Origin of the sequence: Foliimonas ilicis (assembly GCF_039939195.1) — a bacterium.
GTDB classification, from domain to species: Bacteria; Pseudomonadota; Alphaproteobacteria; order Rhizobiales; family Rhizobiaceae; genus Foliimonas; species Foliimonas ilicis.
On sequence record NZ_JBDUUH010000012.1, the window covers coordinates 123134 to 144826 of the forward strand.

A 21693-nucleotide genomic window follows, 5' to 3' on the forward strand; every position below is an offset into this window, starting at 1 on the left:
GAGAAAGCGTCGAACCGATACCGCCGTCAGGCCTTACGGCCACAGGCTGGGAGCAAGCGGTGCATATTCATCATGACTTCCTCCGTCGGTTCGGATTGACAATGAAGGCTCTATAGCCGCATTCGGCTCGCAAGACCATAAGTCTGCCGACAGATTCAGACGCTGAACCTTATCTCGACCAAAAACTGTGACCGTGAGGCCACATATCAGCAAGGCATAAAATTGGCTGGAATGATCCGAATCGCGCTCTACCAACCCGATATTGCGGGCAATACGGGAACGATTTTGCGTATGGCCGCCTGTCTGGGCATCGGCGTCGACATTATCGAGCCTGCCGGTTTCGACCTCTCCGACCGCAATCTCCGGCGCGCCGGAATGGATTATCTCGAAATGGCCGCCCTCACCCGCCACATCGATTTTGCGCGCTTCGAGGAATGGCGGCTCAGCGAAGGCCTCAGGCTGGTGCTGTTTTCCACCAAAGCCGCCGCGCCCTATACCGAATTCGCCTTTGCGGATGGAGACGTTCTCCTGTTCGGCCGTGAATCCGCTGGCGTCCCAGACAATGTGCAGGAAAGCGCCGATGCGCGCTTGCTGATTCCCATGAAGGGCGGCGGCCGAAGCCTGAACGTCGCGCTCTCCGCTGCCATGGCGACCGGCGAAGCGATGCGCCAGCTCGGCTAGGATATCCTTTCCGCCGCGGATCAATGTCAATTTTGGCATCTGTTGTCTCCTTCTAAAGTCTTGGAAGGAGAGCTTGATAAAACCTCAACTTAACTTGAGGTCAACACGATGCACCCAGAAATTTGAACAAAGTGATTCGCGGGCGCCATGCGAACGGTTCCGTTTCCCGTAAGGAGCGGTATGTGCTTTTGCGCAAACTGTCGCAGGGGAAGCCGTAAAACTACGTTCGATAAGCTGATGTCAGTCCGAGGTAGGAAGCCGCCTGATCGTGAATTCGATGACGTCGCCCGGACGTTCAAACCAGCTCTCTATCGTGGTCCAATAGGCCTGTTTCGGCCAGCGCTCGAACCATTCCTTGGCTTTTTCGCGCGCATCGCTCCTTGGAAGCACGAATGTTTCGCGCAGGAAGCCATCGCGAGGCTGGCGCGCGCGCTCTGCCCGCCCTTCCTTGAGCCTCTTCTTCAAACCGTCCAGCGGCGGTCTTGCGGGAGTACGCATGAGGAACTCCTTGACCCTGATCAATTACAGATTAGGGATCGCGCACGAAAAGACGAGTCATTTTGTGCGACCTCCAGCCGGCCGCAGAGAAATTAGTAAAGCAGCGGAGAAGGCTCATGGAGCGCCCCGAAATACCAGTCGGCCTGCCTGCCGATATCGAAGACCGTAAACTGGCGGCCAAAGCCTGGTTCGAAGAATTGCGCGATCGCATCTGCGCGTCCTTCGAACAATTGGAAAACGAACTGACCGGACCGCTCTCCTCACGCGCGCCGGGCCGCTTCGAACAGACACCGTGGCTGCGCGATGGCGGGCAAGGCGGTGGCGGCACCATGTCGATGATGAGCGGCAGGGTCTTCGAGAAGGTCGGCGTGCACACATCGACCGTCTATGGCGAATTCTCGCCGGAATTTCGCAAGCAGATGCCGGGCGGCGATGAGGACCCCCGCTTCTGGGCAAGCGGCATTTCGTTGATTGCACATCCGCAAAACCCGAATGTGCCTGCAGTCCACATGAACACGCGCATGGTCGTCACCTCGCGCTGGTGGTTTGGCGGCGGTGCGGATCTGACGCCGGTGCTCGATGTACGCCGAAGCCAAGACGATGCCGACACGCAGGCATTCCACAAGACGATGCAATTCGCCTGCGCGAAACATCCCAATGTCGCGGATTATCCGCGCTTCAAGGAATGGTGCGACGAATATTTCTTCCTGCCTCATCGCAACGAGCCGCGCGGCACCGGCGGCATTTTCTTCGACTGGCAGCATTCGCCGGAAGAAAAAGGCGGCTGGGACGCCGATTTCCGCTTCGTGCAGGATGTAGGCCGCTCGTTTCAGGTGGTCTATCCGCATCTCGTAAAGCGCAATTTCAACCAGAACTGGACCGATGCCGAACGCGAGGAGCAGTTGATCCGCCGCGGACGCTACGTCGAGTTCAACCTGCTTTACGACCGCGGCACGATCTTCGGCCTGAAGACCGGCGGTAACGTCAATTCGATCCTGTCGAGCATGCCGCCAGAGGTGAAATGGCCGTAATCACGGCAACCAATCGGGCTTTGATGTGTTAAGCTTATCCATCTCAACGAGATAAGAGGAGGATGGACCAATGAAAGAATTTCAATGCGGATCGCTGGTTCCAGGCTGCGAATGGCATACGCGACATGAGGAAGAAGCCGAAGTCATGCGCCGCGCGGTAGAGCATATGCGCCAAACGCATGGCGAGACGATCATCCGTGAATCGATGGTCGAAGCCATTCGCTCGCGCATCGAAAAAGTGCGCGACCGGGACGCGGCCTAGTTTCCTGCCGCTTGCGCGGCGCGCGCCAGAAGCGCGTCGCGATCGAGCGAAAAGCCCGATTCCACCCACTCATTTTCGAGTTTTTTGAGCGTTTCGCCGAAAACTTTGCCCGGTTCGATGCCAAATTCCGCAATATCGGCGCCATTCAACGGAAAGACAGGCCGTTGCCAGCGCTTCATGAAAGCAAGCAATCGGCTGTAGCCGCCTGCTTCTATCATCGCTGCATCGCTTTCCGCCGCCTTGGCGCGCGCCGATGCCAGCAACAGATGCAGCCGGTCCTTCAACCCCTGCTCGTTTTCACGATACAGAATTTTCGCCAGTTCGCTTTCAATCATCGTCGGTGAAGGCGAGCGGGCAAGCGCCCAGTTCTCAAGCCGGGCGGCTTCCGCTTTCGACAGCCTGAGACGATCCGCCAGAGTGCGCATGCGCTGCGGATCGGGTGGCACCATCGAGGCCAGCCGCAACAGCGGATCGGACGGCCAGCCGAGGTCCTGCTCGGATTTTACCAGACCATGGATCGCATCAATGCCCCATTTTTCGCTTTCGGGAAGTGCGGCAGTCAGCACACCGGATTGGCGCATCCACAGCAGCGCGCGGCTGGGGTCAGGCGCGGATAGGAGCTTCTTCAATTCCACCCATACGCGTTCCACAGAGAGCGTTTCCACACCGGATTTCAGGCGAGCACAGGCTTTCAGCCCTTCGGAATCCGGCCTTCCCGACCCGTACCAGGCAAAAAACCGGAAAAAACGCAGGATACGCAGGTAATCCTCCCGGATACGTGCCTCCGCATCCCCAATGAAACGCAAGGTGCGGCTTTCGAGATCAGCCAGACCGCCGACGAAATCGATCACGGTGCCGTCTGCTTCGGCGTAAAGCGCGTTGATGGTGAAGTCGCGCCGCTCGGCGTCCTGCTTCCAATCCCGTCCGAATGCCACCTTGGCGTGACGGCCATTGGTCTCAACGTCGGCCCGCAGCGTTGTGACCTCATAGGCCTGCCCCTTGGCAACCACCGTGACGGTGCCGTGGTCGAAACCGGTCGGGATTGCCTTGAAACCGGCAGCCTTCGCGCGCTCCATCGTCTGGTCGGGCGTATTCGTCGTCGCGATGTCGATGTCGGAAACCGCTTCGCCAAGCAGAGCATTGCGAACCGCGCCGCCCGCTATGCGCGCTTCCTCGCCGCCTTCGGTCAGAGCTGCGAGAAGGCCTTTCAGGCCGCTGTCGCGCAGCCATTCGGCACCCGCTATGGAACTTGTTTTGCTCACGCATAGAGCCTTTCATAAAGCGTACGGATAATACCCGCAGTGACACCCCAGATGCGCTGGTCGCCATAGGGCATGTCGTAGAAGAGCCATTCCTTGCCCTGCCACTCACGGCTGCCTTGCGCATGGTTTGCAGGGTCCATCAGAAAGCGCAGCGGCACTTCGAACACCGCATCTACTTCATCGGGGTTGATGGTCAGCTTGAAACCGGGCTGGACGATGCCGAGTACCGGCGCGATGCGATAGCCGCTGCCCGCAACATAGTCGGGAAGACGCGCAACGACATCGATATGATCTTCATAAAGGCCGATTTCTTCTGCCGTTTCGCGCAATGCGGTGAATTCCGGCGTCGGATCGGTCGCGTCGATGCGCCCGCCCGGAAAGGCAACCTGCCCCGAATGATTGCGCAGGCTTTCGGCGCGCTTGGTCAGGATTACGGTCGCGTCGTCGCCGTGATCGACCACGGGAACCAGAACCGCTGCATCGCGCAAGGCATTCCCAATGATGCGGTCGCGCACATCCGGGTTCCAGCGATGGTCGCCATATTCAGAACCATTGTAAGGGCCGCGCTCGCGCGCCGCCCGAATGCGAAAATCCTGTGCCGAAAATGAACCGTGCGAAAGCGCATCCATATCAGGCGCTCAGGCGTTTCAGCGTGTCGGACGCCATGATCGGATAGATTTCGCCATTCGAACGAACCGCAAAGGTGGACTTTCCGTCGATGTCGATTTCCTCGCCATATTCGACCAGTTCGTACATGACAGGCCGCGCCACAAGTGCTTCCAGCCGCCCGCGCACCAGAACATAGGGCTTCAGCCCGCCGGTCTCGTCCTCATCGACGAATCGAAGCGGATTTTCCGGGCCGACCTCGACAACGTCGCCGACATTGGTGCGGAATGTGATTTTCCGATCATCGTCACTGCCGATCGTATTCATCTCGACGGCAAGGAATGGCGCGTCCTCGACGCGTATCTCGACCTTTTCCACAGGCGTAACGAGATAGGTCTTACCGTCCTCATCCTTGCGCAGGACGCTGGAAAAAAGCTGCACGAGTGCCGGACGGCCAATCGGCGTTCCAAGGTAGAACCACGTTCCGTCCGCCTTGATTTCCATATCGAGCGCGCCGCAGAATTCAGGATTCCAGCGCTCTACGGGTGCCGGGCCTTTACCGGCGCGCGCGGCGCGACCGATCAGCGCTTCGAGCCCGGCTGCGTCGCCCGCAGCCGTCAGACTGTCATTGCCGGTTGTGCCCGATTGATCGTTGCTATCTTTGGCCATAGTCACGAAATAGTCACTGTTGTTGCGCTTGTCAGCCTAGGACAGTGATTTAAGTTCAAACGACGATTAAGAACAGGTGCGACAGCGGCAAACCTGCCACCGGACGAGAGGATCGAAGCCGAATGAGCGTGATTGTCAAGGAAGCGCCTGTGAACGAAAAAGAAATGGTGGCGATGGCCGAACAGGCGCTGGCCGACATTTCAAAAATTCGCGACGGTGTCGGCCGGGTGATCTTCGGTCAGGAAAGCGTGGTCGAAAGAACGCTGGTTGCACTTCTGGCAGGCGGCCATGCGCTGCTCGTCGGCGTTCCGGGCCTCGCGAAAACGAAGCTGGTTGAGACGCTCGGCATCGTGCTTGGCCTCGACACGAACCGCATCCAGTTCACGCCCGATCTCATGCCTTCCGACATTCTGGGCTCCGAAGTGATGGAGCAGGACGAAAAGGGTAAGCGCTCCTTCCGTTTCATTTCCGGCCCGATTTTCGCGCAGCTTCTGATGGCCGACGAAATCAACCGCGCCAGCCCGCGCACGCAGTCTGCACTGCTGCAATCCATGCAGGAGTACCACGTGACTATTGCCGGCGCGCGGCATGATCTGCCTGCGCCATTCCACGTTCTGGCGACACAGAACCCGCTGGAACAGGAAGGCACCTACCCTCTGCCGGAAGCACAGCTCGACCGCTTCCTGATGCAGATCGACATTCTCTACCCAGAACTCGAGGCCGAGCGCCGCATTCTTCTGGAAACCACCGGCACGCACGATGCCAAGGCCGAAAACGCGCTCGATCCGGCACGGCTTCGCGAAATTCAGCATCTGATCCGCCGAATGCCTGTTCCCGAAAGCGTGGTCGATGCGATTTTGAAGCTCGTGCGCTCGGCTCGCCCGGGTCAGGGCAATGAAGACACCGACAAGCATGTCGCATGGGGTCCCGGCCCGCGCGCTAGCCAGGCGCTCACGCTCTGCGCTCGCGCCCGCGCGCTTTACGATGGTCGGCTGGCACCTTCCATCGACGACGTGAAAGCGCTTGCCGAGCCGGTGCTTCAGCATCGCATGGCGCTTACCTTTACCGCCCGTGCGGAAGGCACAACCGTACGCGATGTCGTTGCGCGACTGGTGAAAGGCATCTGATGAGCCAAATCGGCGCGGCGCAAGCTCCAGCCGTAACCGGCGATGCACTCGCAAGGGCAAGGATGCGCGCCTCGCTTGTGCCGGATTTGCTTATCGAAGCGCGCCGTCTCGTCAACACGGTGATCAGCGGCTGGCATGGCCGCCGCAAGCGCGGCATCGGCGAAAATTTCTGGCAGTTCCGTCCCTATGTCGAGGGCGAGTCGCAATCGGCCATCGATTGGCGGCGTTCCGCCCGCGACGATCATGTCTATGTGCGCGACCGCGAATGGGAAGCCGCACACACCGTATGGCTCTGGGCCGACCCTTCGCCTTCCATGCTCTACAAATCGAACGCCGCATCGGTTTCCAAGGAATCGCGCGCGCTGGTCCTGACGCTGGCACTGGCCGAACTGCTTTCGCGCAGTGGCGAACGCATTGCGTGGCCGGGCCTGACCGATCCCTTCACAGCCCGCAATGGCGCGGAACGGCTTGCAGCGCGCCTTACCCACGCATCCGGCCTTGTCCATCGGCCCGACTTCAACGTCATCCGGCGCTTTTCCGATATTGTCATCGCCAGCGATTTTCTCGATCCGGTCGAGGAAACCATGGAATGGCTCGACCTTCTCGCGCGCCATGGCGTACGGGCGCATCTGATCGAGATTGCTGACCCCGCCGAGGAAAATTTCCCCTTTGGCGGACGCACCGAATTCACCGACCCGGAAACCGGCGAAAAGCTGACTGCCGGCCGCGCCGAACTGCTCGGCGATGAATACCGCAGGCTCTACACCGCGCGGCGAGCCGAGCTTTCCGCCTGGGCGAAAAGGCTGGGCTGGAGCTACACTGTCAACCACACCGACCGCCTTGCATCCGACGCGCTGGTGCGTGTTCACATGGCAATGACGGTCGATAGCGGCCATGTCGGGGGCCGCGCATGAGCTGGCTTCCGCTGTCCTTCGGCTTTCCGGCAATCCTTTGGGGTCTGCTGGCACTGCCCGTCATTTGGTGGCTGCTGCGGCTGACACCGCCGAAGCCCCAGCAGGAAGTATTTCCGCCGCTCAGGATTCTCGCGAACGTTCTGAAGCGCGAGGAAACGCCGCATCAAAGCCCTTGGTGGCTGACATTGCTACGGCTTCTGATGGCTGCACTCGTGGTAATGGCGCTGGCCGAACCCGTATTCAACCCGCGCGAACGTACTCCGACCGGCGGCGGCGCGCTGGCACTGGTGATCGACAATGGCTGGGCAAGTGCAGCGGACTGGGATCGCCGCAGCGCCACCGCAGAACGCCTGATTTCGGATGCGGCATCGACCGGCATTCCGGTGCTTCTCGCCTTTACGGCTGAAAAGCCGAATGCCGAGATCGGTCCCTTCGATGCTGAAGAAGCGCGCAACAGGCTGCATGCGGCTGAGCCTCGCCCGATACCGGTAGACCGCCCCGCCGTTTATGCCCGCGTGGCCGAGGCGATAGGCGCGCTGCCTTCGACTTCGGTTGCCGTTCTGGCGGACGGGCTGGCGCAGGATGGCGACGAAGCCGCTTTCAACGATCTTCTTGGCCGAACCGCCGAAAACGTCATCTGGATTTCGCCCGAAAACCTTTCGATGATCGGCCTGACCGCCACGGAAAACGATGTCGACGGTTTCGAACTGACGGCCATCCGCGCGCCCGGTGAAACTGCTCCGAGGCAAGCCACAGTGGGCGCATTCGATGATCGCGGACGGCGCATTGCCGACACGTCGCTTTCCTTTGCAGCAGGCGAAGCGCAGACGACAGCGCGGCTGACCGTGCCTTTCGAACTGCGCAATGATTTCTCCTCGATCACCGTGGACGGGCAAAATCAGGCGGCCGCAGTGCGTGTGCTGGACGACAATTCCAAGCGCCGCCGCATCGGGCTTCTGTCGCAAAGCGAGGCGGATCAGGCGCAGCCTCTGCTTTCGCCGCTCTACTACATAAGGCGGGCGCTGGAGCCTTTTGCCGATCTGATTTCGCCATCGAGTGCGGATCTCGCACAGGCAATCCCGCAAATTCTCGAACAGAAACCGGCAATGATCGTCATGTCCGATGTCGGCACCATTCCCGACGCGGCACGCGCACAGCTTGTCGAATGGGTTCGCGAGGGCGGAACGCTCGTGCGCTTCGCTGGCTCGCGGCTGGCTGCTGCCGGAAACGACGACGATCTGCTGCCGGTGCGCCTCAGAATTGGCGAGCGCTCCATGGGCGGTGCGCTTTCATGGGCGAACCCGCAGGCCGTGACCGAGTTTCCGCAGAACGGCCCTTTCGCCGGGCTCAATCCGCCAATGGAAGTGACCGTGACGCGCCAGATTCTGGCTGAGCCATCGTCCGACATCGTCGAGCGCACTTGGGCCAGCCTTGCAGACGGCACACCGTTGGTGACAGGCGCCAAGCGTGAAAAAGGCACCATCGCGCTGTTCCATGTGACGCCGGAAGCGACGTGGTCGAACCTGCCGATTTCGGGCAGCTTCGTCGAGATGCTGCGCCGTATCGTCCAGCTTTCCCGCAATCAAGGCACCGCGACCGACGGCAACGATCAGGCAGGCGCCAGCCTTGCGCCCTATCGCATGATCGCCGCCGATGGAACGCTCGTGCCACCGACGCCGGATGCACGGCCGCTGATCGCCGGACCCGGCCCGCATTCGATCACCATCGAAAACCCGCCCGGCCTCTATGGCACCGAAGAGGGCGTGCAGGCACTGAACCTTCTGCCCGCCGATGCTGCCTTCACGCCGCTTGCTCGTCCGCAGATTTCAGCGCCGGTCACCGAAATGAGCTATGCTTTCGACGAATCGCGCAACCTGAAAGGCTCGCTCATGGCAGCGGCGCTACTTCTGATGGTTCTCGACACGCTTGCTGTGTTCTGGATGGGCGGTCTGTTCTCGCGTCGCCGAAAGCAAAAACGCACCGCTTCCGCAGTCGCCAATGTGGCGCTGCTCGCGCTTGTGACAGGCGCTGTCCTGTTCGCCGCACCATCATTCGCGCAGGACGCCAAGCCGGGCGACGAGGAGGCGATAGCTGCCATCACCACGACGCGCCTCGCCTATGTCGTGACGGGCGACAATTCGGTCGATTCCATAAGTCTGGCGGGGCTGGAAGGGCTGACGCGTTTTCTGGTCGACAAGACCGCGCTTGAACCCGGCGAACCGGCAGGCGTCGATATTTCCACCGACGAGCTTTCATTCTACCCGCTGATTTACTGGCCGGTCGATCCGAATGCTGCAATGCCGAGCGAGGACGCTATCGCCCGCATCGACGCCTATATGCAGCAGGGCGGCACCGTGCTTTTTGACACGCGCGACCAATATGCGAACGGCATCGATGCTGGTTCAGCCAGCCCCTCGACAGAACGTCTGCGCGACATTCTGGGCAGCCTCAACGTGCCGCCGCTGGAGCCCGTGCCGGAAGACCACGTGCTGACCAAATCCTTCTTCATCATGCCGGAGTTTTCGGGGCGCTTTAATGGCAGCCCGCTCTGGGTCGAGGCTTCGCCGGAAGCGAGCAACAGCGACAACCGTCCGGTGCGCACCGGCGACGGCGTCTCGCCGATCATGATCACCGCGAATGATTTCGCAGGCGCATGGGCCATGAACCAGAATGGCGAGCCGCTTCTGCCGACCGTGCCGTCCGATCCGATGCAGCGCATCTACGCGCTCCGTTCGGGCGTCAACATCGTCATGTATATGCTGACCGGTAATTACAAATCCGATCAGGTTCACGTGCCCGCCCTCCTCGAACGGCTGGGGCAATGACATGAACTGGTCCGTCGCTTTCGAACCGCTGCTTTCATGGCCATGGCTTGCCGCCGTGTTCATTCCCATCGCGCTTATGGTACTGGCCGGGCTGTTCATGCGTCAGCGCGGCGCGCTCCTGCGCCTTGCAGCACTTGCGGCACTCGCGCTGGCACTCATCAATCCGGTGCTACTGGATGAAGAGCGCGAACCGCTGAAAAGCGTCGTGGCGCTGGTGGTTGACCGCAGCCAAAGCCAGGAAATCGGCGACCGTACGGCGCAAACCGATGCTGCAGTTGCAGGGCTGAAAGAACGGCTCGAACGCTTTAATCAGTTCGAAGTGCGCGAGATCGAGGCCGGACAGGCCGACGCCGCAGACGACCGCACGCAGACACGGCTTTTCACGGCGCTGAACGGCGCATTCCGTGATGTTCCGCCCTCGCGCATCGGCGGCGCGATCATGGTGACGGACGGTCAGGTGCATGACGTTCCGCAGAACCCGAATGGCTTCACTGCACCGCTTCATGCGCTGATTACCGGCGAAGAAAACGAGCGCGACCGCCGCATCCGGTTCGAACAGGCACCGCGTTTCGGTATTGTCGGCAAGCCGCTCGACATGAGTTACCGCGTGCTTGAAACCAATGGCAATGGCGGCCTCGTCAATGTCCGCGTCTCGATCAACGGTCAGCAGGTCGCGGTCGAGCAGGCCGAAGTCGGCCAGGAGACGCCGCTGCAAATCACGGTTCCGACCGCCGGTCGCAACATCGTGGAACTCTCCATCGAGCCCATGGAAGGCGAACTGACCGACACCAACAATCGCGCCATTGCGATGGTCGATGGCATTCGCGAAAACTTGCGCGTACTGCTGGTTTCCGGCGAGCCGCATGCGGGTGAGCGGACATGGCGAAACCTTTTGAAATCAGACGCTTCGGTAGATCTGGTGCATTTCACCATTCTGCGTCCGCCGGAAAAGCAGGATGGTACGCCGATCAACGAATTGTCGCTGATCGCCTTCCCGACCCGTGAGCTTTTCGTCGAAAAGATCAACGATTTCGACCTGATCATCTTCGACCGCTACCAGCACCGCGACGTGCTGCCGATCCTCTATTACGATTACATCGCCGAATATGTCGAAAAGGGCGGCGCGCTGCTGATTGCGGCTGGCCCCGAATATGCAGGCGAAAGCTCGGTGGCGCGCACACCGCTTATGTCCGCCCTGCCCGGTCTGCCGAATGGCGAAGTGGTCGAGCAGGCATTCTTTCCGCGCCTGACGACACTCGGCGAGCGCCATCCGGTCACGCGTGGTCTGGAAGGGTCCGGCAGCGAGCCACCGCATTGGAGCCGCTGGTTCCGGCTTGTCGGAATCGACAGCCCCGAAGGCGAAGTCGTCATGAAGGGGCCGGACGAGCGCCCTCTCCTGCTGCTCGACCGCAAAGGCGAAGGCCGCGTCGGCATGCTGCTTTCCGATCAGGGTTGGCTCTGGGCGCGCGGTTTCGAAGGCGGTGGTCCGCATGTGGCGCTTTATCGCCGCATCGCGCATTGGCTGATGAAGGAGCCGGAGCTGGAGGAAGAACGCCTGACCGCCGATGGACGCGGCATGGTTCTGGAAGTGCGCCGTCAGACGATGAGCGACGATCCGGGCGCAGCGCAAATCATCACGCCGTCGGGCAAGACAATGAGCATCCCGCTCAACCAGTCCGAACCCGGAATATTCACCGGCAGCACCGAAACCGACGAGATCGGCCTCTATCAGATCGCGAATGGCGACCTGACAACGCTCGCCCATATCGGCCCGATAAATGCGCCGGAATTCGCCGATGTGGTCTCGACGGAAGATGTGCTTCGCCCGATCGCGGAATCGAGCGGCGGCAGCATCCACAGGCTGGCGAGCATGACGGGCGTCAGCCTGCCCAACATCGTGCCTGCGCGCGCAGGAAGCACGGCCGGAAACGACTGGATCGGCCTGCGCACGACCAATGACAGCGTGCTGAAATCGGTCGGTCGCGTTCCACTGTTCGGCGGCTTCCTCGGCCTCGGCCTGTTGCTGCTGGCGCTCGGCTCGATGTGGTATCGCGAGGGGCGTTAGAGCGCCGTGCGTCCTATTGGACGCACAAAGGACGTTCTAACACTTTAAATCTGCTGCATCGTGTTTCCCTCAACCGATTCCGGTTTTCGGGCCGATGCAGTAGAGCCTCATTGGCTCGGTCCGATCGTGACGCCGGCGTACGAGCCTACCTGAGTGAAGGAGTATTCGATCGCCCCTCGCTTCCAGAAAGCAGATATGGTTTCTATCGTGTCATTTTTCTCAAGACTGTCGGGCGCTCCAAGACTTTCCGATAGTGCATCCAGCAATCCGTCAGGTTTCTTCGTCGAATATGCGCATGCTTTGTGTCCGTTTGGACCGACAGCAATCCAAAACGACAGCGACTCGGCTCCTCCAGCATTGTCGCGACGCCAGCCCACAACATCCACGGAGCCACCATTGTAGGCGACGAAATGAGTACGCCACTTCTCCAGTTCTGCATCGGCCTGTCGCGGCCAGCCAAGTTCGTTGCCGCTCGCTATTGCCGCCTGCACAGTGGGCGCTTTGCAGATATTGAGAAGGCGATCTACCGTCATATCCACTGGCATCGCCGCGGCCGCTCCAATATTTAAAAAAGCAGCGAAAATGCCGCTCATAACCATTATGCGCATGCAAATTGCACCTTTCTTCCCCTCGACACAGGAACGGCTCTAACTCAAGTCTCAGGCTCGGTCGTGAACATGAGCGGATAGCCCTTGGCCTTGCCTGCATCGGTGGCGCGCGTGGCCTTCGTTTCGGCGACGTCTTTCGTGAACACTGCCACGACGCAAACGCCGCGCCGATGCGCGGTGATCATGACGCGGCTCGCCTGATCTTCGGTGAGCCGGAACTCACCCTTCAAGACAGTGACGACGAACTCACGCGGCGTGAAATCGTCATTTATCAGAATGACCTTGTATAGCTTCGGTCGCTCGGTCTTGAGTTCGGGCTTGATGCGGGGTGTTGTGATTGGATCTGCCATGGATAAGCAATCTTTGCTGCGGGCTTAAACCTCTCACATATGATCCAGCCGGTCCATTCACAAACAGGCGCGCAGCTCGCATGCCCGGATGCGTTTCAAAACAACGACTTGGCGCTTATTTTAGAATCAACTCATTTACGAGTTGATTCAACGCCTCAAGACCGCCTGAAGCACGTCGCGGATGCCGATTGCGCCAACAAATCGCGATTGGTCATCGAGTAGCGCCACCGGCGAGGTCTGCGAACGATGCATGGCGAGCATGACCGTCTTGAGCGGCGTGCCGGGGTTCGCCCAGAACACACGCGGCGTATCCTCCGGCAATTGCTCGACATCATCGCAGGACGACCAGACCGCAGGGCGTCCGTTGCGTTCGGCAGCAGCAATCAGCCCGTCCGTGTCGATCTTGAAACGCGTGGTCTGACGACGATCCAGCCACAGCCAGCCCTCGCCCGCCTCTTCCAGATCGCGCCGGTCGCGCATGACGTTCCATGCGGTCAGCACGCTCAGCGGATTCACGTTGGCGATAAAATCGCGAACGTAGTCATTGGCGGGTTTCAGCACTATGTCCTCCGGTGGACCCGACTGAACGATGCGCCCGCCTTCCATGATCGTGATCGTGTTGCCTATCTTCAGCGCCTCTTCCAGATCGTGGCTGACGAAGATGATCGTTTTTTTGAGCTTTTCCTGAAGCTGCAGAAGTTCATCCTGAAGCTTGGTGCGGATGAGCGGATCGAGGGCGGAGAACGGTTCGTCCATGAGAAGGATCGGCGCTTCGGTGGCAAAGGCGCGGGCCAGACCCACACGCTGCTGCATGCCGCCGGAAAGTTCATGGGCGTATTTCTTTGCCCATTGTTCCAGGCCGACGAGCTTCAATTGCTGGGCGACGCGCTCCTTCCGCTCAGCTTCCGGCACGCCCGCAAGTTCGAGGCCGAAGCCGACATTTTCCTCTACCGTGCGCCATGGCAGCAATGCGAATTGCTGAAACACCATCGCGACCCGCGTCTGTCTTATGTGGCGCAGGGTTGCCTTGTCGCAATTCGCGACATCGACTGTGCGGTCGCCATCCTTGACGAAAACCTGCCCGCGCGCTGGAACATTCAACAGATTGACCGCGCGGAGAAGCGTGGATTTCCCGGAGCCGGACAAGCCCATGAGAACGGAAATCTCGCCCTCGTTGACTGTCAGATTTGCGCCCGCGCAGCCAAGCACCGATCCGGTCTGCGCCAGAATCTCAGAGCGAGTTGCGCCCTTGTCGAGAAGTTCCAGCGTGCGCTTACGCTCCTCACCGAAGATGATATCGACATTCCTGAAATCGACCGCGGCGTTCATTTCGCACCTCCCGAAGTGCCTATACGGCTGATGCGGTCGAGGATGATCGCGAGTATGACAATGGCGAGGCCGGCTTCAAGGCCGAGCGGAATGTTGACAGAGTTCAGCGCCCGCACCACCGGCTTGCCGAGGCCGTTCGCGCCGATAAGCGCTGCGATGACGACCATTGAAAGCGACAGCATGATGCACTGCGTTAGCCCTGCCATGATGGTCGGCAAGGCTGCGGGCAATTCGACTTTCCACAACAATTGACGCTTGGTCGCGCCGAAAGCCTCGCCCGCTTCGATAAGCGGCGTCGGAACGGATGTTATGCCGAGATAAGTCAACCGGATCGGCGCGGGAGACGCAAAGATCACCGTCACGATCAGCCCCGGCGCGATGCCAAGCCCGAACAGGATCAGCACCGGAATGAGATATACGAAGGTCGGCATCGTCTGCATGAGATCAAGCACCGGCTGGAGATAGCGATAGGCGCGCTCATTATGCGCAGCCCATATGCCGATCGGCACGCCGATTGCCATGGATGCACCGGCGGCGGCAACAACCAGAACCAGCGTTTCGACGGTCTCTTTCCAGAGCCCCTGATTGATGATGAAGAACAGGCCGACCACCACGCCGATGGCAAGTTTCCAGGACCGCTGCAGCCACCAGGCAAGCAGCGCGATAGCCGCCACAACGACGACCGCTGGCAACCAAAGCATGAAATTCACGAGACTGGTGAGGACGAAGGTCAGCCCATCGGCAATCGAATCGAACAGCCATTCGAAATTCGTCGTCAGAAAATCGAAGAACTGCTTGCCCCATCGACCGATGGGTATCTTGAAACTCGATATGACCGACGAAATGGGGTCCATGACACTTCCTTTTTATAGCAAAACGGCGGCGATCCTGTTCGGATTGCCGCCGCCTCGTTCAGACGACCGGATTGTCGATTACGTGCCCAGCGCCGTTTTGACGGCAGCGCTCGCATCGCCGCCATCGAAAGTCGTGACCCCGTTCAGCCATGGCGTAACCGCATCGGGATTGGCCTTCAGCCATTCGGTCGCGGCAGCCTTCGGGTCGGCACCGTCATTCAGGATCGATCCCATGATCTCGTTTTCCATTTGCAGCGAGAAAACGAGGTTGCCGAGGAATTTGCCGAGGTTCGGACATTCCGTGGTGTAACCGGCGCGCACATTGGTAGCCACGGTCGCGCCGCCGAAATTCGGACCGAAAACATCGTCACCGCCCGACAGATATTCCATCTCGATGTTGGAATTCATCGGATGCGGCTCCCAGCCGAGAAACACGACATCCTGCTTGGAATTGGCAGCCTTCGTGACGGCCGAAAGCATGCCGGCCTCCGAGCTTTCCACCAGTTCGAAACCCTTGAGGCTGAATTTGTCGCCTTCGATCATATCGAGGATGAGGCGGTTGCCGTCATTGCCTGCTTCGATGCCGTAGATCTTGTTGCCGATCTTATCCTTGAACTTGGCGATGTCTTCGAAGCTTTTCAGCCCTGCATCATAGGTGTGTTTCGGCACGGCCAGCGTGTATTTTGCGCCTTCCAGATTGGTAACGACCGTCTCCACCGTCTTGTTTTCGGCGTAGGGCTTGATGTCGGCTTCCATCGTCGGCATCCAATTGCCGAGGAAAACGTCGATATCCTTGCTGGCCAGCGATGCGTAGGTGACAGGAACGGAAAGAACCTGAATATCCGGCGTGTAGCCCAGTGCCTCCAGAACCACCGAAGCGGTTGCGGTCGTAGCGGTGATGTCGGTCCAGCCGACATCGGAAAAGCGGACGGCCTTGCAGCTATCGGGCTCCGCGGCAAACACCGCGCCGGAACCGAGAATTGCCGTCAGTCCGAACGTTGCGGCAAATAATGTCATGCGCGACATAGGGCAGTCTCCCATTTTGAAAAAGCGGTCTTTGGCAAGGCGGCGTCTTGTGCAACGCCTGTTCTCTTGAGCCAAACACCATTTTGATATGGTTTCAAGGCCTTGCCATCGTAAAGAGCGGCGTCAACTATGCTGTTGACGACAATCGAGCCGTTTCCGGTGGAAGATATGTTCAGCAGGCTTTGCCGCACTTGCCCGCACGGATATTAGGAGCAATGGCCAAGCTCTATTTCCATTACGCAACGATGAATGCCGGCAAGACCACAATGCTGCTTCAGGCGTCGTACAACTACCGCGAACGCGGTATGCAGACCATGCTTTTTGTGGCCGGGCATTATCGAAAGGATGATGGCGGCTACATCTCGTCGCGCATCGGGCTTGAAGCCGAAGCGGAAATGTTTCGCGACGGCGACGATCTTTTCGCCCGCATCGAGGAACATCACAGGTCGAGCACCGTTCATTGTATCTTCGTCGATGAAGCACAGTTTCTGGAAGACGATCAGGTCTGGCAATTGGCGCGCGTTGCCGACCGCCTGAACGTGCCGGTCATGTGCTACGGTCTGCGTACGGATTTTCAGGGCAAGCTCTTTCCCGGCTCACGCGCCCTTCTGGCGATTGCTGACGAATTGCGCGAAGTGCGCACCATCTGCCGATGCGGGCGAAAGGCGACGATGGTCGTGCGCCTCGGTGCAGATGGAAAAGTCGCAAAGAAAGGCGATCAGGTCGCCATCGGCAAGGACGTCTACGTATCGCTATGCCGCCGCCATTGGGAAGAAGAAATGGGCCGCGTCGAGCCGGAGGATTTCATCGGTTTCGTGAAATCCTGACGTGTATTCGATGGCCAGACTATAAAACACCGGTTGCAGAGACGCGCCGACTTTCAATTTCTATGAGTGCCACATATATCTTTATCACCCGCCGAGGGCGGAAAACCGGAGGACAGCATGGCGACCCTACAGAATTTCGACACCGAAATCGCCAGGACCAAACAGGTCGTCGATGACATGCGCTCCAAGATCGAGCAGTCCGGCATCGTGCTCGAACAGTTCGCGCAGACCGACCGCAAGATCGGCGCCGAAGATTTCGACATCGAGAATGCCCGCATTCAGGACGTGCTTCGCCAGCAGAAGGTGATGGAAGGCAATATCGCCGACCTCATCATCGGGCTTGAAGACGCGACCAATGTGTTCGGCTCCGAATTCGAAAGCATGAAGAATTATACCGGCTGGGAAACCTTCGTCGGGTTTTTCTCCGCTCAGAAAAAGCAGCGCATGCGCACCGACCGCGTGCGCAACATGTCACTCGCCGGAAACCTTCAGGAGCTTCTTTCCAAGTCCGACACGATCGTCGGTATCCTGAAAGAGCAGAAGAACATTCTCGACCAGCGCTACAAGACCTCGGAAACCAGCCTTGCGCAGGTGATCGAGCGCCGCAAGACCGCGATGCTGGCGCTCGAAGCCACGCAGAAGCGCATCGAGGAACTCAACCCGCTGCTGCTCGACATCGAAAACAAGATCGCTGCATCGACCAGCCAGAAAGAGCGCACCAATCTTGAGGGCGAGCGTTCGAAACTGGCGACCGAGTACAATGAAAAACAGGCTAAGGAGCAGGAACTGCTCGCTGAAAGCCAGACGCTGGAACGCTACAGCTCGATGTTCCAGACCTTCGTGGACTCTCTGAACAACCAGATCGCCGCGCAAAACACGCTGATCAACAAGCTGACCATCGATACAGAGCAGCGCATCGTGCTCTACAAGGCACTGGAAGATTCGTTGAAGACCGCCGCCCAGCAGGACGTCGCCCACAAGATCAACACGCTGGGCAGCCAGGTCGACAACACGGCCGAGGAAACGATGGCAGGCATTGGTGCGGCTGCGCAGAAGCACATCGGCGATCTCCTGGAAATGCATGAAAAGAACATGGTCGCCACCGGCGACATCCAGCGCCGCAAGAAGCTTGCCGACGATGCCTTTGCACGCCGCTTCGACGATGTGATGAAGAAGCACAACGCCGCCAACTACGTGCAGCAGTAGGTTTGCAAGGCGGATAGCCCGGATGACATCCCAGAACGAAGCAGCGGCCGCCCGATACTTCGACACGATCGCGTCGGCGCTGCATGGGCTTGAGATTTTCATGCGCAACGACCAGTCCGCGCTTTATAGGCACGATCTGGTCGCGGGCGTGGTCGCAGAATATATCGGCCGGCTGGAGAAATCCTTCTCCTGCTGGCGAAACCGGCTGGGCTTCATGGAAAGCTTCCGGATTTCACGCGCCGAAAGCGGATTTCCGGTTTTCCAGAACGTTCTGGAACTCGAAAACGATTCCCGTCAGGCAGCACAAAGGCTGGCCAATATCCCGCAAGCCGCCGAGCTTCGCGAGGAAATGGCCGACTTCATCCTGCGCCATAAGAGCTTTCCCGACGCGCTTCAGCGCATGATGGCCGAACGGCTTTATCTGGAAGATCTGGATGATGGCGCGGTCTTCGCGCCCTTCATCCTGTCGCAGACCGCCAAGGTTTCGGTGAACCCGAAGACGCAGCGCCCCTACTATCTCGTCCATTGGGCGAGTTTCGACGGCACGGCCAATCTGCCGCTCGTCTATATGGCGACGGTCGAGGATTCATCTCCAGCGATGGTCCGCCAGCTCGTTCGCGACAATGGGCGGCTGAACGACGATCTGGAAATCCCCCTGCCCGTCGATGGTCTGCTCAACCCCGAACTTGCGCATCGCTTCGACGATTTCACCGAGCGCAACTCGGCCTATACGCTTTCGCCCGCGACGATTGCCGGAAATCTGGACAAGGATTTCGACCAGTTGCACCCAAAGCAACTACGCCGCGTCGTCCTCGGCCCGTTCTATTCTGCAGGCATCACCGAAAACAATTCCGTCGTGACCAATGTCCTGTCGCGCGTCGGCAAGCCGGAAAATGCCTGGCTACTGACCTGGACCATTCAGGAAGTCTACTCGAAAGGCGAAAAGCCCGGACGCAAGGGCCTTTGGTCGAGCGAACCTGCCTCGGAAGAATTCTACATTAACACCGACGATCTGGAGGCCGCCCGGCAAGGCGTTTCCAGTTATGAAAAACACGCGCTGATTCCGCACGAAGCCTATCAAGCGCTCTACGCCGCTGGCGAAGCGCAGAAGATTTTCAGCGGGTACAAGGTCCACATCCTGTCCAAGGGCCAGGTGATCAGCGATGTCTGATCCAAAGCCTGTCTATTATCTAGAACAAGAACCCAGAACGGCATGGGTTTATCGTCACCCTCATCGCAGCATCGTTCTTGTAAACATAGTGACGTGGTCATTTACAATGTTAGCGGATTGGTGGATTGCCGGCCCGAATATTAGTTTTGGATCCATCGCCATGTGTCTTGCGACCGTCGTTTCCACCAACATCATGCCCAAATGGCCAAGTTCGCCTCGCAAACTTTCGGCAATGATGTTGACCGGAATGAGTTCAACGGCCGTTTTGACATTCGCGTACTTAAGCGCTGCCGAGCATCCAGAAGGGACATTCACCTCTTACAAAGACATCCTTGAGATGGCTTTAGTGTATGGAGCTGGCTACGCCATCCTTGTATCAACTTTATACTTCGCGGGGCCAATTTGCTACGCGTTGGAACGACGCTTTAAAGATCGCTCAAACCGGGATTGAACTATGGACACCGGCCTGACAACCATCCCCGAAGCCGACATCGAAAAGCATCGCAACACCGCGCAAAGCATGATCACGCGCATGGTGGTGCTTGAGGATTCTTCGGGCCAGTCCGGCACAGCACTTGCCGGAACGGGACGTCGCTTTGTCTCGACCGTTTCCACCGGCTCCGTGCGCAAGACTCGCGAGATCGAGCTTTCGAAAACGGTCGGTGCCGTTCGCCCCGGCGACCAGTTGCTTTCCATCGGCCAGCATACGCTGCTTTACCGGACCCGCCGCGGCATTGCGGTTGCGCTCGCAGTGGCCGAAATATTCTCGCGCGGTAACGACCTTGAAGCCTTGCAGGCCAAGAATGCACGCGCGCCGCTGGAAGGCGATGAGGCGACCCATTTCAAGAAGCTGCTCTCGGCATCGGCCTATGTCTCGGCCTTCACGCTTGCCAGCTATCTCGTGCAATTGATCGATGGCGACAGCGAACCGCCGAACGATATTACCGAACCGGATTTTCTGTTCGACACGCCGCAGGATGCCTTGAAATCTCTGGTGGCGGGCCTTGATCGCGCAATCACCGGAGCGACGGACGAGGCCGATCTCACCACGCGCGCCAAGGCGTTCGCGCGGATAACGATCGACGGGCTTCTCGCCCGCAAATCGCGTTTCGACGGGCTGGGTGCGTTCGAAAACACGCATATCCGCATCGATGCAGACGATTTCACGCTGGACGGTTTCGACGTTGCGCCGGGCAAGAAATCCAAGCCGCTGGTGATGACCTTCAAGAAGGTCGAAGAAGTCGTCGGCAACCACATCGCCAAATATCAGTCCATGAAGCTCGCCAAGATGCTGATGGCTTATGATTTCGACCGGGAGCTGAATCCGTTTGTCGATCTCGGCGGTTTCCTGTTCACCTTCATCGGCGACGGCTCACCTGGCACCGGCAAGACGACGCTGATCCAGATGATCGCCGGTCTTCTGAACGATTACTGCCAGATTGCAGGCTACCAGTTCGTCTATGAGAATTTCGGCGTTGACCAGATTTCCTCCTATCAGGGCAAATCCGGCCAAAACTGCAAGCAGTTCATCACCAATGTCCTGAACCCGCGCGCCATCGGATTTGGCACGGTCGATGACATCGATCAGGTTGCCGCAAAACGCTCAGACGACCGCGCTTCCGCCGGTCAGCAGGAAATAACCGGCGTTCTGATGGAGGCGTTTTCCGGCGCGTCGACCGTGGTGCGCGGCAATTGCTCCTTCGGCATGTTTTCCAACTATCCCGAAAATGTCGATGACGCGCTGCGCCAGCGCGCAGGCGCGCGGTGGCTGGTGGATGGCCCGCAGACACGCGACGACTATATCGACATTTTCACGCTTCTCGCCGGCAAGAACCACAAAATCCCGCTCGGCGATCATGAACTATACGCAGCGCAGGAAATCCAGCGCGCCATCGAAACCGCCTATGAGGACCACGCAAAGCCGCAGGAAGACGGGCTTCTGAAGGTCTATGATCGTTTCATGAAGGAAAACGGCGCGCCGAAGACGCTTTCCGACATCGGCACCTATCTGCATCTGATCAAGGAAGCCGAACCGCGCTTCACCGGCCGCGCCATCAAGAACGTCACCGACGCGATCAAGATGCGCGCCATGGACATCGAACTGCCCGACGAATGGTTCGAGAAGCCGGAAGCCTTCATGCACAAGGATTATGACGCGAAACGTGCGATGATCGAGGAATTGCGCGGGCCGTTCTCGATGGAGATGGTCATGCAAGAGGTCAACCGCTACGCCGACAGCGAATTCCGCTATTCCGACCGCTCCGACGATGCGGATGTGACACGCATAATCCGCGAAGCCCGCCTCCGCGAACGCGCCGTTCGCGAGATCGAAGGGCTGAAGGCGAAGGGCATGTGGAATGCTTGAGGTTGTGTTGCCCCTCA

At 59.1% G+C, this 21693-nt stretch carries 21 protein-coding genes; 12 read left to right on the forward strand and 9 right to left on the reverse strand.

The features are described from left to right. Positions 1–231: 231 nt before the first annotated feature. The gene (locus ABFT80_RS22470) at positions 232–681 is read left to right on the forward strand and encodes a tRNA (cytidine(34)-2'-O)-methyltransferase (protein WP_455189984.1); all 450 of its coding nucleotides are present in this window, start codon (positions 232–234) and stop codon (positions 679–681) included. Between the two features lie 240 nt (positions 682–921). Here the strand turns inward: ABFT80_RS22470 and ABFT80_RS22475 are convergent, their stop codons facing one another. Further along, complete coding sequence (locus ABFT80_RS22475; protein ID WP_347974192.1) at positions 922–1179, reverse strand: hypothetical protein; 258 nt, start codon at positions 1177–1179, stop codon at positions 922–924. 116 nt (positions 1180–1295) lie between these two features. On the opposite strand from ABFT80_RS22475, the gene hemF reads away from it, so the two are divergent. Continuing rightward, the gene (gene hemF, locus ABFT80_RS22480; protein ID WP_347974193.1) at positions 1296–2210 is read left to right on the forward strand and encodes an oxygen-dependent coproporphyrinogen oxidase; all 915 of its coding nucleotides are present in this window, start codon (positions 1296–1298) and stop codon (positions 2208–2210) included. Between the two features lie 70 nt (positions 2211–2280). Beyond that, positions 2281–2472: a DUF1059 domain-containing protein gene (locus tag ABFT80_RS22485; protein ID WP_347974194.1), complete on the forward strand. Its 192-nt coding sequence runs from the start codon at positions 2281–2283 to the stop codon at positions 2470–2472. Here the strand turns inward: ABFT80_RS22485 and ABFT80_RS22490 are convergent. Genes ABFT80_RS22490 through ABFT80_RS22500 form a run of 3 tightly spaced genes read right to left on the reverse strand, consistent with a single transcriptional unit; the run spans position 2469 to position 5009 of the window. Continuing rightward, on the reverse strand, positions 2469–3734 hold the full coding sequence (locus tag ABFT80_RS22490; protein ID WP_347974195.1) for a CCA tRNA nucleotidyltransferase: 1266 nt from the start codon (positions 3732–3734) through the stop codon (positions 2469–2471). The genes ABFT80_RS22485 and ABFT80_RS22490 overlap by 4 nt on opposite strands. Next, positions 3731–4363: a CoA pyrophosphatase gene (locus tag ABFT80_RS22495; protein WP_347974196.1), complete on the reverse strand. Its 633-nt coding sequence runs from the start codon at positions 4361–4363 to the stop codon at positions 3731–3733. The genes ABFT80_RS22490 and ABFT80_RS22495 overlap by 4 nt, the downstream gene beginning before the upstream one ends. Position 4364: 1 nt before the next feature. Further along, the gene (locus ABFT80_RS22500; protein WP_347974197.1) at positions 4365–5009 is read right to left on the reverse strand and encodes a DUF1285 domain-containing protein; all 645 of its coding nucleotides are present in this window, start codon (positions 5007–5009) and stop codon (positions 4365–4367) included. A gap of 122 nt (positions 5010–5131) precedes the next feature. Between ABFT80_RS22500 and ABFT80_RS22505 the strand changes: the two genes are divergently transcribed. Genes ABFT80_RS22505 through ABFT80_RS22520 form a run of 4 tightly spaced genes read left to right on the forward strand, consistent with a single transcriptional unit; the run spans position 5132 to position 11940 of the window. Then, a complete protein-coding gene (locus ABFT80_RS22505; RefSeq protein WP_347974198.1) occupies positions 5132–6136 on the forward strand; it encodes an AAA family ATPase in 1005 nt (334 codons plus the stop codon). Beyond that, the gene (locus ABFT80_RS22510) at positions 6136–7050 is read left to right on the forward strand and encodes a DUF58 domain-containing protein (RefSeq protein WP_347974199.1); all 915 of its coding nucleotides are present in this window, start codon (positions 6136–6138) and stop codon (positions 7048–7050) included. The genes ABFT80_RS22505 and ABFT80_RS22510 overlap by 1 nt, the downstream gene beginning before the upstream one ends. After that, positions 7047–9875 carry a DUF4159 domain-containing protein gene (locus ABFT80_RS22515; protein WP_347974200.1) on the forward strand — a complete coding sequence of 943 codons (2829 nt, stop codon included), beginning with the start codon at positions 7047–7049 and terminating at the stop codon, positions 9873–9875. The genes ABFT80_RS22510 and ABFT80_RS22515 overlap by 4 nt, the downstream gene beginning before the upstream one ends. Before the next feature lies 1 nt (position 9876). Further along, positions 9877–11940 (forward strand): hypothetical protein, encoded by a 2064-nt coding sequence (locus tag ABFT80_RS22520; protein ID WP_347974201.1) that lies wholly within the window; start codon positions 9877–9879, stop codon positions 11938–11940. A 107-nt stretch (positions 11941–12047) separates the two neighbouring features. Here the strand turns inward: ABFT80_RS22520 and ABFT80_RS22525 are convergent, their stop codons facing one another. The 5 genes from ABFT80_RS22525 to ABFT80_RS22545 form a co-directional block, all read right to left on the reverse strand. Then, a complete protein-coding gene (locus ABFT80_RS22525) occupies positions 12048–12533 on the reverse strand; it encodes a hypothetical protein (protein ID WP_347974202.1) in 486 nt (161 codons plus the stop codon). A 59-nt stretch (positions 12534–12592) separates the two neighbouring features. Continuing rightward, on the reverse strand, positions 12593–12898 hold the full coding sequence (clpS, locus tag ABFT80_RS22530) for an ATP-dependent Clp protease adapter ClpS (protein ID WP_347974203.1): 306 nt from the start codon (positions 12896–12898) through the stop codon (positions 12593–12595). Between the two features lie 147 nt (positions 12899–13045). Continuing rightward, positions 13046–14227, reverse strand: a complete 1182-nt coding sequence (choV, locus tag ABFT80_RS22535) for a choline ABC transporter ATP-binding protein (RefSeq protein WP_347974204.1) — start codon at positions 14225–14227, stop codon at positions 13046–13048. After that, entirely contained in the window at positions 14224–15081 is an 858-nt protein-coding gene (gene choW / locus ABFT80_RS22540) for a choline ABC transporter permease subunit (protein ID WP_347974205.1), read from the reverse strand. The genes choV and choW overlap by 4 nt, the downstream gene beginning before the upstream one ends. A gap of 78 nt (positions 15082–15159) precedes the next feature. After that, a complete protein-coding gene (locus ABFT80_RS22545) occupies positions 15160–16107 on the reverse strand; it encodes a choline ABC transporter substrate-binding protein (protein WP_347974206.1) in 948 nt (315 codons plus the stop codon). A gap of 215 nt (positions 16108–16322) precedes the next feature. On the opposite strand from ABFT80_RS22545, the gene ABFT80_RS22550 reads away from it, so the two are divergent. The 5 genes from ABFT80_RS22550 (at position 16323) to ABFT80_RS22570 (ending at position 21676) form a co-directional block, all read left to right on the forward strand. After that, a complete protein-coding gene (locus tag ABFT80_RS22550; RefSeq protein ID WP_347974207.1) occupies positions 16323–16934 on the forward strand; it encodes a thymidine kinase in 612 nt (203 codons plus the stop codon). Between the two features lie 117 nt (positions 16935–17051). Further along, on the forward strand, positions 17052–18140 hold the full coding sequence (locus tag ABFT80_RS22555; protein WP_347974208.1) for a hypothetical protein: 1089 nt from the start codon (positions 17052–17054) through the stop codon (positions 18138–18140). 22 nt (positions 18141–18162) lie between these two features. Next, the gene (locus ABFT80_RS22560; protein WP_347974209.1) at positions 18163–19311 is read left to right on the forward strand and encodes a hypothetical protein; all 1149 of its coding nucleotides are present in this window, start codon (positions 18163–18165) and stop codon (positions 19309–19311) included. Continuing rightward, complete coding sequence (locus ABFT80_RS22565) at positions 19304–19762, forward strand: hypothetical protein (RefSeq protein WP_347974210.1); 459 nt, start codon at positions 19304–19306, stop codon at positions 19760–19762. The genes ABFT80_RS22560 and ABFT80_RS22565 overlap by 8 nt, the downstream gene beginning before the upstream one ends. A 3-nt stretch (positions 19763–19765) precedes the next feature. Next, positions 19766–21676, forward strand: a complete 1911-nt coding sequence (locus ABFT80_RS22570; protein ID WP_347974211.1) for an AAA family ATPase — start codon at positions 19766–19768, stop codon at positions 21674–21676. The last annotated feature ends 17 nt before the right edge of the window (positions 21677–21693 follow it).